The organism is Stenotrophomonas sp. YJH_SMC_73, assembly GCF_059370155.1.
This window is the reverse complement of the sequence record NZ_JCAFTJ010000012.1, coordinates 109,882-125,992: the sequence shown is the minus strand read 5'-3', so window position 1 is coordinate 125,992 and position 16,111 is coordinate 109,882. Positions and strand designations below refer to the sequence as shown.

The following is a 16,111-nucleotide window of genomic DNA, read 5'->3' as shown; positions in this document are numbered from 1 at the left end:
CGGACATCAGGAAAACGAGGGTTGGCAGGCGAGCAGGGCGGCACCACGTGCGCCACCGGCATCGCCGAAGCGTGGCGGCACGATTGGTGGCACCTGCACACCCTTGAACAGGTGGGCGGCGATGGCGGCGGGCAGGTGCTGGTACAGCGGCGCGTACTGCGAAAGGCCGCCGCCGAGCACGATCACGTGCGGGTCCAGCGCCAGCACCAGCGCGGCCAGGCTGTGGCCGAGCAGGTCGCGATGGATGTCCAGCGCCTTGCGCGCGCGGGCATCACCGGCTTCGGCCAGGGCGATCACCGCGCTGGCGTCGGCGGCGCTGCCACCAAGGTGGCGCTCGATCATCGCCACGCCACTGCCGGACACATAACGCTCCACGCAGCCCTGCAGGCCGCAGGCGCAGTCGATCAGCGGCAGGCCGTGGCGCTGCAGCAGATGACCGGGCACGCTCCAGTGGCCCCATTCGCCGGCCAGCCCGTTGAAACCGGTCAGCAGGCGGCCCTGCACGCAGAAACCACCGCCAGCACCGGTGCCGAGGATGGCGCCGAACATGCTGGGGTAGCCGTCGGCGGCACCGCCGTGTGCTTCAGACAGGGCAAAACACTGCAGGTCGTTGCCGAAATGCAGCGGGCGTTGCAGCCGCGCCTGCAGGTCCGCGGCCACGCTGTGGCCGGTCAACGCAGGCACGTTCGCGCTGAGCTGGCGGCCGCTGCGGCGGTCGCGCACGCCGGGCAGGGCGATGCCGATCGCCGCATCACTGCGGCCCAGTGCGGCATCGGCCTCGGCGACCAGCGCCACGACTGCCTGCAGGAAACCGTCGTAGTCACCCTGTGGGGTGGCCACGCGGCGGCGCCAGGTAACCTGCATCGCCACATCGCACGCCACCAGCTCGATCTTGGTGCCGCCGATGTCGATGCCGTAGCAGGCGTGGGCGATCAGCTCAGCCATGGTGGATGGTGACGCCCTTGACGACGCGGTTGACGGTGCCGTCCGGGAACGGGTTGTCCGGGGTCAGGCCCAGCGCGGCCGAGCGCTGTAGTGCGAACAGCTGCGCAAAGCCCAGCCACACCGGTGCCAGCCACGGATCGTCCAGTGCCGGCACGGTGAGGGTGTATTCGTCGTCGGCGCCGATGTCCGAATGCGGACCGATCGCCAGCACCTGGCCGGCCACGCCGTCGCGGCGCAGTTCTTCCAGCAGGTCCTGTTCGTAGCGGCGCGCCAGCGGCTGCACGCTGCGCAGCACCACCACCAGGGTGTTGCCATCCAGCGTCGACTTCGGGCCATGACGGAAGCCCAGGGGTGTGTTGGCCAGCGCCAGCACGCGGCCAGCGGTGAGCTCCAGCACCTTCAGCGCGCACTCGCGTGCCAGTGCTTCCAGCGGGCCGCTGCCGAGGTAGATGATGCGGTTGAACGGGCGCTGCGCCAGTGTCGCCACCGGTGCATCCCACTGCGCCAGGCCTTCGCGGGCCAGCGCGGCGATCTGCTTCAGGCGCGTCACGCGCGCATCCCACGGCGAACGATCGAACACGGTCAGCGCGGCCAGCAGCATGCAGGTCAGGCTGCTGGTCATGGCGAAGGCGCGGTCGCAGCTGGCCGACGGCATCAGCAGGGTGCAGGTGTCGGCACGGCCGGCGCCACGGCGGGCCAGCTCGCCATCGGCGTTGCAGGTGATGTCGAGGAAGCGCGCGTCATTCACGTCGCTGCGCACGCGGTCCACCGCCGCCACGCTCTCCGGGCTGGAGCCACTGCGGCCGAACGAGACCAGCAGGGTCGGACGGTCGCGCTGCAGGTACAGCGCCGGGTGGGTCAGCAGACTGGTGGTGTGCACCACGCGCACCTCGGCGAGCCATTGCGCGTTGATCGCGTCGGCCACCATTTCGGCGATGAAGCCGGAGCTGCCGGCGCCGGTGAACAGCACGCGCTGGTTGGGATCGTTGAGGCTGTCGCCGAGGAAGGCCTGCAGGCGGTCGCGGGCACGCGACAGGTCCTGTGCCAGGGCTTCCCACAGCGCAGGCTGCTGGGCGATTTCGGTAGCGGTATCGGCTCCGCCAAGGCGCTGCCAGGCGGACACATCGGAAAGCAGGGTGACGTCCATTCGGAGGTTCCAGTTGGGCCAGCGCACCATCTGCGTTTTCTTTCGAAATGTCAAACATCGAAAGTAAAAAGAAAGAAAAAAGGTGAGTGGCTTTGCCTTGCCCGCGATGCCGGGAAAAACGAAAGGACCGACGGAATTCCGTATCGCACAATGCTTAACAGGCGCCTGCAAGCGCTTACACAAAGTATTGCGGCGCAGCAACTTTCGTTTCAATGGAATATATCTTCCTTTTTCCTTTCAATTTGTTGACATCTTTCGAATCGCTGCCCTAGAGTCGGCCCAACCGCTTTCGAAACGCCCGGTGAACGGGTTGGGAGTCCGCGTGGAAAACTGCGTTCGTCGCTCGCCGCTGATGCTGGCCCTGGTGCCGGCCTTGATGCTGGCGTCCATGACGGCCCGCGCCGAGCCGGTCGGCAACCTGCGTACCGTCCGCGCCAGCGCCAGCCGCGACGGCGTGCAGGGCTGGGACCTGCAGACCGACAAGGGCGCGCGCATCCGCATTGAACTGCCGGCGACCGACATCATCCGCGTGCAGGCCGGCCGCAACGGCACGTTGACCGGCGCCGGCGACAAGGCCGCGCCGATCGTGCTGCCGCAGCCCAAGGCGAGCGTGCAGGCGCAGCTGGAAGAAGACGCACAGGAAATCCGCGTGCGTACCGAGGCACTGGTACTGCATGTACAGCGGCAGCCGCTGCGCCTGCGCCTGGAACGGCTGGACAATGGCCAGCCCACCGCGCTGTGGCAGGAACTGCAACCGCTGGATCTGGATGCCACGCAGAGCGTGCAGGTGCTGTCCTCGCAGGCCGATGAGGGCTACTTCGGTGGTGGCCAGCAGAACGGCCGTTACCAGTTCAAGGGCCGCGAGCTGGAGGTGTCCTATTCCGGTGGCTGGGAAGAAGGTGATCGGCCGAGCCCGGCGCCGATGCTGCTGAGCAGCCGTGGCTGGGGCATGCTGCGCAATACATGGAGCGATGGCAGCTACGACCTGCGCCAGAGCGACCAGGCCACGCTGCTGCATCGCGAAGACCGCTTCGATGCGTACTACTTCGTGGGCGCCGACCTGCCCAAGCTGATCGAACGCTACACCCAGCTGACCGGCCGCCCCAACATGGTCGCGCGCTGGGCGCTGTCCTACGGCGATGCCGATTGCTACAACGACGGCGACAACAGCAGGAAGCCCGGCACCGTGCCCGAAGGCTGGAGCGACGGCCCGACCGGCACCACGCCCGATGTGATCGACAGCGTGGCCAAGCAGTACCGCGCCCACGACATGCCCGGTGGCTGGATTCTGCCCAACGATGGCTACGGCTGCGGCTACAAGCAGCTGCCGGAAACGGTGAAGGGGCTGGCCGGCTACGGCTTCCGCACCGGCCTGTGGACCGAGAACGGCGTCGACAAGATCGCGTGGGAAGTGGGCAAGGCCGGCAGCCGCGTGCAGAAGCTGGACGTGGCCTGGACCGGCAAGGGCTACCAGTTCGCGATGGACGCCAACCGCCAGGCATTCAACGGCATCCTCGACAATTCCGATTCGCGCCCGTTCCTGTGGACGGTGATGGGCTGGGCCGGTATCCAGCGCTACGCGGTGGCATGGACCGGCGACCAGAGCAGCAGCTGGGATTACATCCGCTGGCACGTGCCGACCCTGGTCGGTTCGGGCCTGTCCGGCATGGCCTACGCCAGCGGCGATGTGGATGCGATCTTCGGCGGAAGCGCCGAGACCTTCACCCGCGACCTGCAGTGGAAGGCGTTCACGCCGGTGCTGATGGGCATGAGCGGCTGGTCGTCGAACGCGCGCAAGCACCCGTGGTGGTACGACGAGCCCTACCGCAGCATCAACCGCGACTACCTGAAGTTGAAGATGCGCCTGACGCCATACATGTATGGGCTGGTGCACGAGGCCGCGCAGACCGGTGCACCGCCGGTGCGTGGCCTGATGTGGGACAACCCGCGCGACCCGCATGCGCAGGATGAAACCTACAAGTACCAGTTCCTGCTCGGCCGCGACCTGCTGGTGGCGCCGGTGTACCGCAGCCAGGCCGCCAGCCGTGGCTGGCGCCGCGACATCCACCTGCCGGCCGGGGGGTGGATCGACTACTGGGACGGCCGTCGCGTGCAGGCCGGTGCCGACGGCCGCCAGCTGGACCGCCAGGTGGACCTGGCCACGCTGCCGGTGTTCGTGCGTGCCGGTGCGATCCTGCCGATGTACCCGTCGATGCTGTTCGATGGCGAAAAACCGCTCGATGAAGTGACCTTCGACCTGTACCCGCAGGGCGACTCGCAGTACACGTTGTACGAAGACGATGGCAACACGCGCCGCTATCAGCAGGGCGAGTCGAGCACGCAGGTAATCCGCGTGCAGGCGCCGGCGCAGGGCAGTGGCCCGGTGCAGGTGCAGATCGACGCCGTGCAGGGCCAGTACAACGGCCAGCTGGCGCAGCGCCGCTACGGCCTGCGCGTACTCAGCCGGCAGGCACCACGTGCGGTGCAGGCCGGTGGCCGCGCGCTGCCGGCGCTGGCCGATGCTGCCGCCTTCAACAGCGCCAACGAGGGCTGGTACTTCGATGCCAAGGACCGCCGCGGCACCGTGCATGTGCGCACTGCCACCCAGGATATCCGCCAGCCACTGCAGCTGCAGCTGGACTTCGCAGTCGCTGCCGCAGCCACCGATGATGCCTATCCGGCCGCACCGGTGCTGGGCCGCGAACTGCCGGCCGACAGCCTGCTGGTGGTCAACCGCCCGGCCGAAGAGCCTGGCCATGCGTTGGAAAATGCTTTCGACGACGATCCGGCCACCTGGTTCCGCAGCGTGCGCAACCAGGCCGTGCGCACCGGCGCCCACGAGTGGGTGATCGGCTTCGGCGAGCGGAAGATGATCGATGGCATCGACATCGCGCCACGCAATGACAAGAACTGGAAGCACGGGCAGGTACGTGACTATGAGGTCTACCTGGGCGACAGCAACGGTGAGTGGGGCGAGCCGATCGCCCGTGGCCGCCTGCAGTTGAAGGAAGGCGTGCAGCGCATCGACTTCCCGGCCCACGCCGGCCGCCTGCTGCGCTTCCGCGTGCTGAGCGTGCAGAACCCCGAAGGCGACGGCGCCAGCAGCACCGACCCGATGGTCACCGCCGCACAGGGCAGCGCCCGCGCGTTCGATGCACTGCAGCCGCGCGATGTCGGCCCGATCGCCCTGTCCACCTTCCACATCCTTGAACACCAGGAACCGGAGCGACCGGCCCGGCAGCGCTATCTCTCCGAGCTGCCGGTGCCGGCCGCGCTGGCCAGCCAGCTGCGTACCGACCAGTCCTTCCGTGGCGACGCCGGCATGCGCATGAACGGCCTGCAGTTCCGCCGTGGCCTGGGCGTCGGCGCCAGCAGCCGCATCGACCTGCGCCTGCAGGGCGGCTGGCACCTGCTGCGTGCCGACCTCGGCATCGACGACGCCTGCCGCAGCGCCGGCGGCCTGCAGTTCCAGGTCTGGGGTGACAACCGCCTGCTGTACGACAGCGGCCTGGTCAAGGCGCCCGGCGTGGTCAAGCCGGAGCTGGACATCCGTGGCCTTTCCACCCTGAGCCTGCGCACGCTGGGTGCGCAGGGCAGTCAACCCGCCCAGGTCTGCGCCAACTGGGCCAACGCCGTACTGATCGGCCAGGAGGGCGACTCCGCCAGCATCGTCGCCCCATGACCCCCACGTAACACCGCTCCTCCCCCGCCCAATCCGACTACGGCCCTCATGGCCGTGGCCCGGGAGCGTTTTGCCCGCCGAACGCCCACGCGCTCACTTTTTGCGCCGCACCCCTGCCAGGAGAGAACCCCGATGTTGCCCGCCCGCCACCACCGCCCCCCCTGTCGCTCGATCGCTCCGCTGACGCTGGCCATCGCCGGCGTGCTGCTGTCGGTCGCCGTTCCCGCCTTCGCCCAAGAGAGCAAGGACAAGGCCACCGACCTGGCCCGCATCGAGGTCACCGGTTCCAACATCCGCCGCACCGACGTTGAAACCGCCTCGCCGGTGCAGGTGATCAGCAAGCAGGACATCCAGAACATGGGTGCGCGCACGCTGCTGCAGGTGCTCGACAACCTGCCGGCCGCACGCCCTGCGCAGCAGGATGCGCGCTCGCTGTTCACCGGTTCCGATGGTGCCTCGCAGGCCAACCTGCGCGGGCTCGGCGCACAGGGCACGCTGGTGCTGCTGAACGGTCGCCGCCTGTCGTACTACGGTGCGCCGGCCGGCTTCCAGACCCAGTTCGTCAACATCGATGCGATCCCGGCGGCGGCCATCGAGCGCATGGAAGTGCTGACCGACGGCGCGTCGGCCGTGTACGGTACCGACGCGGTGGCCGGCGTGATCAACGTGATCACCAAGCGCAACTTCCAGGGTGCCGAGATCAGCTTCACCAACGACACCTCCTCGCGCATCGATTCCTACGGTGAGCGCCAGGCCAGCATCACCGCCGGCTTCGGTGACTTGGCCGAGAACCGCTTCAATATCTATGGCGCGGTCAACATGTACCGTCGCGACGCGATTCCGCTGAGCGATTTCTACGACAAGCGTCCGGACCAGTACTACGTCAACAACCCGAACTACCTCAACAACCTGCGCCTGGGCGTGGGCAGCAAGCCGGGCGAGTTCAACCCGGGCACCTACTTCGCCTTCGATCCGGTCACCGGCCGCCGCGTGCAGGAAGCTGCGCCGGGCTGCAGGAACGTGCTGACCAGTGAAGCGGCCGGCCCGCGTTGCGTCTGGGAAACCTGGATGAACAACGAGATCGATGCCGGCGCCAAGTCCGAGCGCAACACCGCCTACCTCAACGGCACCTTCCTGGTCGGTGACAACACCGAGATCTTCGCCGAGGCGACCTATACCGACATCGACCTGCGCGCCAACGGCGGCACGCCGCGCACCTATGGCACCACGACCGGTAACCCGACCAGCTGGTTCTCGCGCAACACCGGCAACACCGTCAACCAGTTCCTGTATCCGTTCCTGGGCCCCAACAACGAGTACAACCACGCCAGCCCGCAGTTGAAGGCCATGATGGGCGGCGTGGTCGGCCTGAACTACCTGCTGCAGGATGCCGGCGCGAACTACTTCGGCCAGCGCAATACCGACAAGAGCTACCGCGTGCTGGCCGGTGCGCGTGGCAACCGGGGCGACTGGAACTGGGAAACCGCATTCGCCAGCGCGGGTACCCACTCCACCACCTACCAGACGATCAACGTCAACACCAAGGGCTTCGAGAAGGCCTTCGGCCCATACACGATCGATCCAGGTACCGGTCGGGTGATCATCTCCGACCATCCGGCGTACAAGTTCGGCGAGATCAGCGACGCCAACGCCGCGCTGATCCGTGAAGCGTTCCCGACCTTCGACATCCAGTCGTGGACCCGCCTGCACACCCTGGACGGCAAGATCGAAGGCCCGCTGTTCCAGCTGCCGGCCGGCGAGATGCGCGCCGCATTCGGCTTCAACGCCAGCCGCGAAACTTTCTACACCCCGGGCAACGCCGATGCAGCCAACGGCCTGATCACCCAGCAGGGCGGCTCGTGGTTCGACGGCAAGCGCAACACCTACGCGCTGTTCGCCGAGACCGTGGCGCCGATCACCGACAAGCTGGAGCTGGATGCCGCAGTGCGTGTGGACAAGTATCCGAACTTCAGCGCCAACATCGCGCCCAAGATCGGCTTCAAGTACCAGGCGTTCGACCAGCTTATGCTGCGCGGTACCTACTCCACCGGCTTCCGCGCACCGAGCCTGGCCGAGTCCGGCAACGGTGGCGTGTTCGCCCAGCTCGGCGGCTTCCGTGACGAGCTGCGCTGCAACGAGACCAACGCCATCGCCAACCTGCTGCTGAAGTCGCAGCGGCCGGGCGATGTCGATCTGGGCAAGAGCCTGCTGAACGTCGATTGCAGCCGTACCGTGGCGCGCATGACCCAGCCGAACAAGGACCTGAAGCCGGAGAAGGCGAAGATCGCCACCCTCGGCTTTGTCTACGAGCCGGCCAGCTGGCTGTCGGTGTCGGCCGACTACTGGTTCATCTACCGCAACAACGAAATCGTCGCGCCGGACTATCGCCGCATGGAAGACATCATCTCGATGTCGCGCTCGCCGATCACCGACAGCGACCGTGCCAACCTGGCCCAGCTGGCGGCAATGTGCGCCGATCCGGCCAGCGGCGTGAGCTGCCCGGCCACTCTGCCGGGCTACTCCGCCGGCAACGTGGCCAGCGTGGTCGGCCAGTACAAGAACCGCGGCAAGACCCTGATCGACGGCTTCGACATCGATGCGCGCAGCCGCTTCTCGCTGGGCGACTGGGGCAACCTGAACATCGGCCTGGCCGCCACCATCGCCAACCGCAACCGCTTCTACATGGACGCGGAGAACGGCTGGTACTACGGCGACGTTGTGGGTTATTACAACAATCCGCGCCTGCGCGCCACGCTCAATGCCGACTGGACCTACAAGCAGGTGACCACCAGCATGTTCGTCAACTATGTCGGCGGCACCAAGTGGGCCACCGACCAGATCGACGAAGAGAGCAACAACAAGGAAACCTGCACCGGCGGCTACCTGGCCCTGCAGAAGAGCAAGTGCGATGGTGCACCGTCGTGGTGGACCGCCAACATGAGCGTCACCTGGCGCCCGGACGATGCGTGGAACCTGAGCTTCACCGTCAAGAACCTGTTCAACCGCCTGCCGTTCTACGATCCGAACAGCTTCCTGGGTGACTCCAGTGACTACGCAACCATCTTCGGTCGTGGTTACAGTGTGACCATCGGCTACCGGTTCAAGTAATTCCGTTTGCGTGACCTGGCGTGCCGGCTGCGGCCGGCACGCTGCCAAGAGGAGAGATGTTTGCCATGAAGCGTAGGGAATTCATCGCGGCCAGTGCCGCTGTTGCCGCCAGCAGCCTGCTGCCGCAGACCCCCGCCTGGGCACGCGGACGCAAGGTGCGTCTGGCCATGATCGGCACCGGCATGCGCGGGCTGGTGCTGCTGAAGGAGCTGGTGCGTCGCGACGACGTCGAAGTGGTTGCCCTGTGCGACATCGAGCCGATCATGCTGGGCCGTGCCACAGAGATGGTGGCGAAGGCCGGCAAGCCCGCGCCGAAGACCTATGGCCAGGACCGCGACACCAACGCGTGGAAGCGCCTGCTGGAACAGAAGGGCATCGATGGCGTGATCATCGCCACGCCGTGGGAATACCACGCACCGATGTCGATAGCCGCGATGCAGGCCGGCGTGGCCGTCGGCTGCGAAGTGGTGGCCGGCATCACCCTGCAGGACCACTGGGACGTGCTGAAGACCCAGCTGAGCACCGGCACCCCGTACATGCTGCTGGAGAACGTCTGCTACCGTCGCGACGTGATGGCGGCGTTGCAGATGGTGCGCCAGGGGCTGTTCGGCGAACTGGTGCATCTGCAGGCCGGCTACCAGCACGACCTGCGCGGCGTGAAGTTCAATTCCGGCGATCCCAACCAGCCCTACGACAGCGGCGTGGAGTTCGGTCCCAAGGGCTGGAGCGAAGCACGCTGGCGCACCGAGCATTCGGTGGAGCGCAACGGCGAGCTGTATCCCAGTCACGGCATCGGCCCGTGCGCGATGTACACCGGCATCAACCGTGGCAACCGCTTCACCCACATCAACGCCTTCGCGACCAAGGCACGCGGCCTGCACGAATACACCGTGGCCAAGAGTGGCGGCACCACCCACCCCAGCACCAAGGTGAAGTTCAAGCTCGGCGACATCGTGACCACCACGCTGGCCTGCGAGAACGGCGAGACCATCCTGCTGCAGCACGACACCTCGCTGCCGCGCCCGTATTCAATGGGTTTCCGTGTGCAAGGCACCAAGGGCCTGTGGATGGACGTGAACCATTCGATCCACATCGAAGGCCGCAGCCCGCCGCACCAGTGGGAAGAGTTCAAGAAGTACCAGGACGAGTACGAGCACCCGCTGTGGAAACAGAATGCCGACACTGCCGCCAGTGCCGGCCATGGTGGCATGGACTGGTTCGTCATCCATGCATTTGTGGAAGCGCTGAAGGCCAAGGCACCGATGCCGATCGACATCTACGACGCGGTGACCTGGAGTGCGATTACCCCGTTGAGCGAGCAGTCGATCGCCAACGGCTTCCAGACGCTGGAGTTCCCGGACTTTACTGCTGGTGCGTGGAAGACGCGCAAGCCGATCTTCGCGTTCGACGGGAAGTACTGAGGTTTATCCCTTCCCTGCTGTGATGCAAACGCCGGGCCATGCCCGGCGTTTCTGTTTCTGTGGGCATTCGCCTTGTAGAGCCGAGCCCACGCCCGGCTGCTTGTGCGGTCGGCCGCTCGCTTTATCAGAAAACTCTGAAATCCGACCCACTCCACAGTTTCTGACTTGAATGTGTAAACCACATCGGAGATAACGTCCTCCATGCGGTCAGGCCGCATTCCGGACCAGGGACGATCCGAAGCATGACGTGGCGAGGCAGCTGCCCCACGTTCTCGTTCCCGCCGGAGCTGTGTTCGTCCAGGAAGGAGAACAGGGATGTTGGAACGACTGAAGACCATTTCGTGTGCCGCACTGGCGATGATCGCGCTAGGGAGCCTGGCTCCTTGGGCTGCGCAGGCGCAGGAGGTGCAGAAGAAGTGGGAGAGCTACCTGTCGATGGGCCAGCCGCGAGCCACCGAAGCGGCGGTGCAGAAGGACATCAGGTCGCTCTTTTCCCAGTACGAAAAGGACAAACCCTTCGATTGGCATGTCAAACGCCAACGCGTCCTTGGAAAGAAGGTCATCTACGACTACCGGGTCAGACCCGAGAAGATCGTTACTACCGACTGGGTCTACATCCACTCAGGGCAGGAGTACTCCTCCGAAGATCAGATTCGTAGCGTGATCCTCGCTACCCGCGTCAGCGACCCGCAGTGCCCGGCGACTTCACTCACGGAGGATCCTTGGGTGGAGCTCCTTGGACTTGGCAGGGGCGACGACGGTAGCGTCACCAACGAGGAGAAGGATTTCCATTACACCTTGAACTTCTATCATCAGAGCACTCAAGAATGCTCGTCGATAGTGGGGTGGGAGCGTGTGCGCCGGGCCAGAACGGCGCTTTGTCCGAATCGACCGTCCCTGACGTGGAATGAGGCCCTGCAGATGTGCTCACTGGTCCAGCAGGACGAGCCGCACATGTCGCCCATGCTCTCCTACACAAGCGCGCCGCTGCCGCCGCAGCAGTGTCCCGTTGGTAACCCGTGTGACCCGACCACTGGCGATAAATCCCAGCCTGAGCCGGATTTCAACCTTGGATGGGTGAACTTCCAACGCCACTATCACTCCCTGACAAGCACGGCGGGTGGCGCGTTGGGCACGGGCTGGACCCATTCCCACAATCTGCGGCTTACCGCAGGCGTAGACGATTCCACCTTCCCTCCCAGCCCCGAACTGAAAGTTGGGCTGATCGGCGCCGATGGCGGGCAGACCGCATTCCAGAAAGTGGGGGCAAGCTACGAAGCCATCGACGGAAGCGGCGATCGCGCGGTCCAGCAGGGCACCAACTGGCAACTTTCACGTGCCGGAGAGCGCATTCATTTTGATGCTGATGGCTTGATGCAGCGCCGCGATTTCGAAGACGGAACGTCGCTGACCTATGCACACGACGGCCGCGGCCGCCTGCTCAGCATCACCCATTCAACCGGCCGACGCGTGGACGTCCAGTACCTCGCGCCGGGCGACGATTCACTGATCTCGGCCCTGGTGATCGCCGGCCAGCCTGTGGTGAGCTACGCCTACTCCCCGGCCGGGGAACTGATCACCGCGACCTATGCAGACGGTGCCAGCCGTACGTATCATTATGAGGATGCCCGCTTCCCGGGCTACCTGACCGGCGTGACCGCCGAAGACAACCAGCGCTACAGCTGGTACGGCTATGACACGCAAGGGCGAGTCACCTGCAGCCGCCATTCCGGCGATTGCAGCCAAGCCGACGTGGGCATTGATGGCGTGCGCCTGGAGTACACCCCGGCAGGCACCACCATCGTCACCGACGCACTGGGCAAGCAGAGCACCTACGCCTTGACCGCCAGCGGCACCAGTGGCCTTCCGCGCAAGGTCAATGGCATCACCGAAAGCAATGGCAGCATCACTCGCACCTATCTGCCCGAGGGCACCGATTTCCGGCGTCGGCTGCAGTCGGCGACCGACCGCCGTGGTGTCGTCACCAACTACGCCTATGCGGAGGCCAGCGACGCTGTCGCAGGCACCGTCAGCGTGACCACCACCACCGAAGCGGCCGGTACTCCGGATCAGCGCGTCAGCGAAACGCGCGTGGCCATGGACAGCAATCGGCTGGTGCAGCAGACCGTCGGTAACCGTGAGATCCGCATCGCGCGCAATGCACGCCTCCAGCCGACCACCATCACCGTGCGCGACAGGGTGACCGGTGATACCCGCATCACCACGCAGACCTACTGTGAGGCCGAAGGGCCGGAGTGCCCGCTGGTGGGACTGCTGCGTAGCGTGGATGGCCCACGCAGTGATGTGGCAGATGTCTCCACCTATGCCTACTACACTGCGGACGACGCGGGATGCGCGGGCAATGGTGCCTGCAGTTATCGCAAGGGCGACCTGCGCAGTGTGACCAATGCGCTCGGCCAGACGGTTGAGACCCTGGCCTACGACGCTTTCGGAAGGCCGCTGTCGGTCAAGGATGCCAACGGCGTGGTCACCGATTACACCTACCATGCCCGCGGCTGGCCGACCTCGGTCACCGTGCGCGGTGCCACCACAGCCGAGGATCGGATGACCCAGATCAGCTACTGGCCGACCGGCCAGGTGCAACAGGTCACCGAGCCTGACGGCAGCAGCGTCACCTATGTCTACGACGCCGCCCAGCGGCTGACGGATATCGCGGACAGTGCGGGCAACACCATTCACTATGCGCTGGACAACGCCGGCAATCGCCTCAAGGAAGACACGCTGGATGCAGGCGGCACGCTGCGCCGTACCCTGGCACGGACGTTCAACACACTCGGCCAGCTGACCGCACTGAAGGACGCAGGCAATCACGCCACCGGCTTTACCTACGATGCCAACGGCAACCCGCAGACGGTGACCGACGCCCTGCAGCGCGTGACCAGCCAGCAGTACGACCCGCTCAACCGCCTGGCGCAAATCCTGCAGGACGTTGGTGGCGTCGCGGCGGAGATCCGCAGCCAGTACGACGCGCTGGACCAGGTCACCCAGGTCACCGACCCGAAGGGCCTGCACACCACTTATGCCTATAACGGTTTCGGTGATCTGACCGGGCAAGTCAGCCCGGACAGCGGTGCCAGCAGCTTCACCGTGGATGCCGCCGGCAATCGCAAGACGGCCACCGATGCACGCGGCGTCACCGCCACCTATCACTACGATGGGCTCAACCGCCTGATCGGCATCGCCTATCCGGACCCCAATCTGGACGTGGGCTACAGCTATGACGTGGCGCCTGCCGCCTGTGCCGCCGACGAGCGCTTCGCCAAGGGACGGCTTGGGCAGGTGCTGCATGCCAATGGCAGCACCCAGTACTGCCATGACCGCTTCGGCCAGGTCACCCGCAAGGTACAGACCGTCAACGGCGTTGCCAGCACGCTGCGCTACGCCTATAGCAAGTCGGGCCGCCTGACCGCGTTGACCTACCCCGACGGCAGCGTGGCTGACTACGTGCGCGATACCCAGGGCCGCATCAGCCAGATCGGCCTGACCCGGCTTGGTCAGGCGCGCCAGATCGTGGTGAACAACGTGACCTATGCGGCCTTCGGCCCGGCGACCGGCTGGACCTACGGCAACGGCCGCCAGCTGCAGCGTCCGCTGGATCTGGATTACCGCCCGCAGGCGGTGCATGACCCGGCCGCCGGTGGCCTGTCGCTGGGCTATGGCTACGATCCCGTCGGTTCGATCACCGAGCTGAAGAACGGCACAGGCTCGACGTTGCTGGCCCAGTACGCCTATGACGCGCTGGGTCGCCTGACCCAGACCCAGGACGGCACGACCGGCACCCCGATCGAGACCTATGCCTATGACGCCACCGGCAATCGCACCGCGCTGACCACCTCGGCAGGCACGGCCAGCTACACTTATCCCGCAACCAGCCATCGCCTGACTGCTGTGGATGGCGAGGCACGCAGCCATGACGCAGCGGGCAATACCACCAGTATTGGCAGCAAGGCGTTCACCTACAACGATGCCAACCGCATGAACGCGGTGAAGCAGGGTAACGCCACACTGGAGAGCTACGTTTACAACCACCGCGGCGAGCGCGTGCTGCGTACCCCGGCCGGTGGTGCAGCGCAGATCACCCTGTACGACGAAGCAGGGCAGTGGCTGGGCAACTACTCGGCCACAGGCCAGGCGGAGCAGCAGGCCATCTGGCTGGACAACTACCCGGTGGCGTTGATCAACATGCCGGCTACCGGCGTGCCGGAACTTGCCTACGTGCAGCCGGATCACCTGGGCACACCGCGCGTAGTGATCGACCCGGCGCGCGATGTGGCGATCTGGGAGTGGAGCAACAAGAGCGAAGTGTTCGGCAACCAGATTCCGAGTACCGACCCGGATGGCGATGGTGTGGTGTTCGAGCTGGCGTTGCGTTTTCCGGGCCAGCAGGCGACGGATGTGAGTGGGTTGTTCTACAACTACCAGCGTGAATACGACCCGGCTGTGGGGCGGTATTCGCAGAGTGATCCGATTGGGTTGATGGGGGGGATCTCGACCTATGGGTACGCTAGCGCTTCCCCGGCAAGGCGGGTCGACCCTCACGGGCTTACCGACCTAAACTATATTCCACCCCACGACAATCCTGATTCTTATCTGGGCAATAAAATGATTCCGTCGCCCCCGAATATGCTTACCATTAGCATTCACCACAACGGAAATAACTTCATAGGGCCGGATGGTAGAAGCATGTCTGTTGAATCGCTGGCGCAGTCAATTCGACGCGATGCAGATCTTTCAAAGTATCTGTATATCAGGCTCTATTCCTGTCGAACAGGTAAGTCGGTAAATGGTGGGCCGATCCCAGCTCAGCAGCTATCTAAGGCGCTGAATATGACGATTCAGGCGCCTACCGAGTACACCTGGGCAAAGAACGATCCTTTGTATCCGGATCAAGGAAACTATGGAAAAACACCTGAAGGGAAGAAAGATAAAAGCAATCCTGGAGAGTGGGTGAATTTCATGAAGGAGGGTGGGGTCAAATGAGCATGTTCAAGAAGACTGGTCTTCTCCTGTATCTGGTGGGTGCAGGGTATGTAAATGCACAGGTGCCCCCTCAGCCGGAAAGGCCGGTGGTTGAGCTTGACGGCTCGATCGCGACGGATAGTGGCGCTGAGCTTGATGATAAGCAGCTACTTGCGTTGACTGGCCGCGCAGACGCGGGCGACGCTGAGGCAGCGTTTCGAATCTCACGCCACTTCGAGGGCAGAGGCACGGCTGGCAGCTCCCACATGTGGCTTGTCTATGCCGCAGCACTGGGGCACCCGATTGCACAGTACAACGTGTTCTTCATGTTGAAGGACAAGAAGGACTGCGCGTCATCAAGTGAGGCATACGCATGGCTCAAGAGTGCCGCGTTGAAGGGGGTGAGAGGCGCGGACTCTGAACTTGAGCAAGCGGCCCGCATAGCAGCTCAACGATGCGGTAGTAAACGATAGGGAGAGAGAGGTCACTTGCCGATTGAGGGCTAACAACGTCCAGCTACGCACTAAGTCCCCAGGCTCACATGGTGCGCAGAGGATGGGCGTGGGCTTTCGGCTACCGGTCGTATGTCAATAGATGGGAATGACAATGGAATTCTCATCTTGTACGGGGTAATGGGACGTTGTGGGGAGCAAGTGCATCGAAGTGGTTGCTGTGAGCCTGAATAAGAGGCCTGCCAAGGTCTTCGGAGGGTGCTCAGGAGCGCTTTGAAGATTCTTAAGTGAGTGGGTCTGAGGTGGGAATAGGGAAGTGGGAATTTCATTTGCGAGCGTTCTGTTGGTGTGCTTGCGGGCGGGGCAGAGATTGCAG

Annotated in this window: 7 protein-coding genes; 5 read left to right on the top strand and 2 right to left on the bottom strand. The window is 64.7% G+C overall.

What is annotated here, in order from left to right; translation table 11 throughout:
- Positions 1-6: 6 nt before the first annotated feature.
- A complete protein-coding gene (locus tag AC5P8R_RS18055) occupies positions 7-945 on the bottom strand; it encodes an ROK family protein (RefSeq protein WP_046433033.1) in 939 nt (312 codons plus the stop codon).
- Positions 938-2,092 carry an SIS domain-containing protein gene (locus AC5P8R_RS18050; RefSeq protein ID WP_495223695.1) on the bottom strand — a complete coding sequence of 385 codons (1,155 nt, stop codon included), beginning with the start codon at positions 2,090-2,092 and terminating at the stop codon, positions 938-940. Before AC5P8R_RS18050 ends, AC5P8R_RS18055 begins: the two co-directional genes overlap by 8 nt.
- Before the next feature lie 322 nt (positions 2,093-2,414).
- Here AC5P8R_RS18050 and AC5P8R_RS18045 point away from each other — a divergent pair, with 322 nt between their 5' ends.
- The 5 genes from AC5P8R_RS18045 to AC5P8R_RS18025 all read left to right on the top strand — a co-directional run bounded on the left by AC5P8R_RS18045 (position 2,415) and on the right by AC5P8R_RS18025 (position 15,756).
- Positions 2,415-5,774, top strand: coding sequence for a TIM-barrel domain-containing protein (locus AC5P8R_RS18045; protein WP_495223704.1), 3,360 nt, complete (start codon positions 2,415-2,417; stop codon positions 5,772-5,774).
- 132 nt (positions 5,775-5,906) lie between these two features.
- Positions 5,907-8,882 carry a TonB-dependent receptor domain-containing protein gene (locus tag AC5P8R_RS18040; RefSeq protein ID WP_495223694.1) on the top strand — a complete coding sequence of 992 codons (2,976 nt, stop codon included), beginning with the start codon at positions 5,907-5,909 and terminating at the stop codon, positions 8,880-8,882.
- Positions 8,883-8,947: 65 nt separating this feature from the next.
- Positions 8,948-10,303 carry a Gfo/Idh/MocA family protein gene (locus AC5P8R_RS18035; protein WP_169411271.1) on the top strand — a complete coding sequence of 452 codons (1,356 nt, stop codon included), beginning with the start codon at positions 8,948-8,950 and terminating at the stop codon, positions 10,301-10,303.
- Between the two features lie 315 nt (positions 10,304-10,618).
- On the top strand, positions 10,619-15,304 hold the full coding sequence (locus tag AC5P8R_RS18030) for a DUF8616 domain-containing protein (RefSeq protein ID WP_495223693.1): 4,686 nt from the start codon (positions 10,619-10,621) through the stop codon (positions 15,302-15,304).
- Positions 15,301-15,756, top strand: coding sequence for an SEL1-like repeat protein (locus AC5P8R_RS18025; RefSeq protein WP_049420889.1), 456 nt, complete (start codon positions 15,301-15,303; stop codon positions 15,754-15,756). The genes AC5P8R_RS18030 and AC5P8R_RS18025 overlap by 4 nt, the downstream gene beginning before the upstream one ends.
- Positions 15,757-16,111: the final 355 nt, after the last annotated feature.

What these genes read in the sequence shown, in the direction of transcription:
- AC5P8R_RS18055 (WP_046433033.1), bottom strand. Translation starts at nt 945, where the DNA reads ATGGCTGAGCTGATCGCCCACGCCTGCTACGGCATCGACATCGGCGGC.
- AC5P8R_RS18050 (WP_495223695.1), bottom strand. Translation starts at nt 2,092, where the DNA reads ATGGACGTCACCCTGCTTTCCGATGTGTCCGCCTGGCAGCGCCTTGGC.
- AC5P8R_RS18040 (WP_495223694.1), top strand. Translation starts at nt 5,907, where the DNA reads ATGTTGCCCGCCCGCCACCACCGCCCCCCCTGTCGCTCGATCGCTCCG.
- AC5P8R_RS18035 (WP_169411271.1), top strand. Translation starts at nt 8,948, where the DNA reads ATGAAGCGTAGGGAATTCATCGCGGCCAGTGCCGCTGTTGCCGCCAGC.
- AC5P8R_RS18030 (WP_495223693.1), top strand. Translation starts at nt 10,619, where the DNA reads ATGTTGGAACGACTGAAGACCATTTCGTGTGCCGCACTGGCGATGATC.
- AC5P8R_RS18025 (WP_049420889.1), top strand. Translation starts at nt 15,301, where the DNA reads ATGAGCATGTTCAAGAAGACTGGTCTTCTCCTGTATCTGGTGGGTGCA.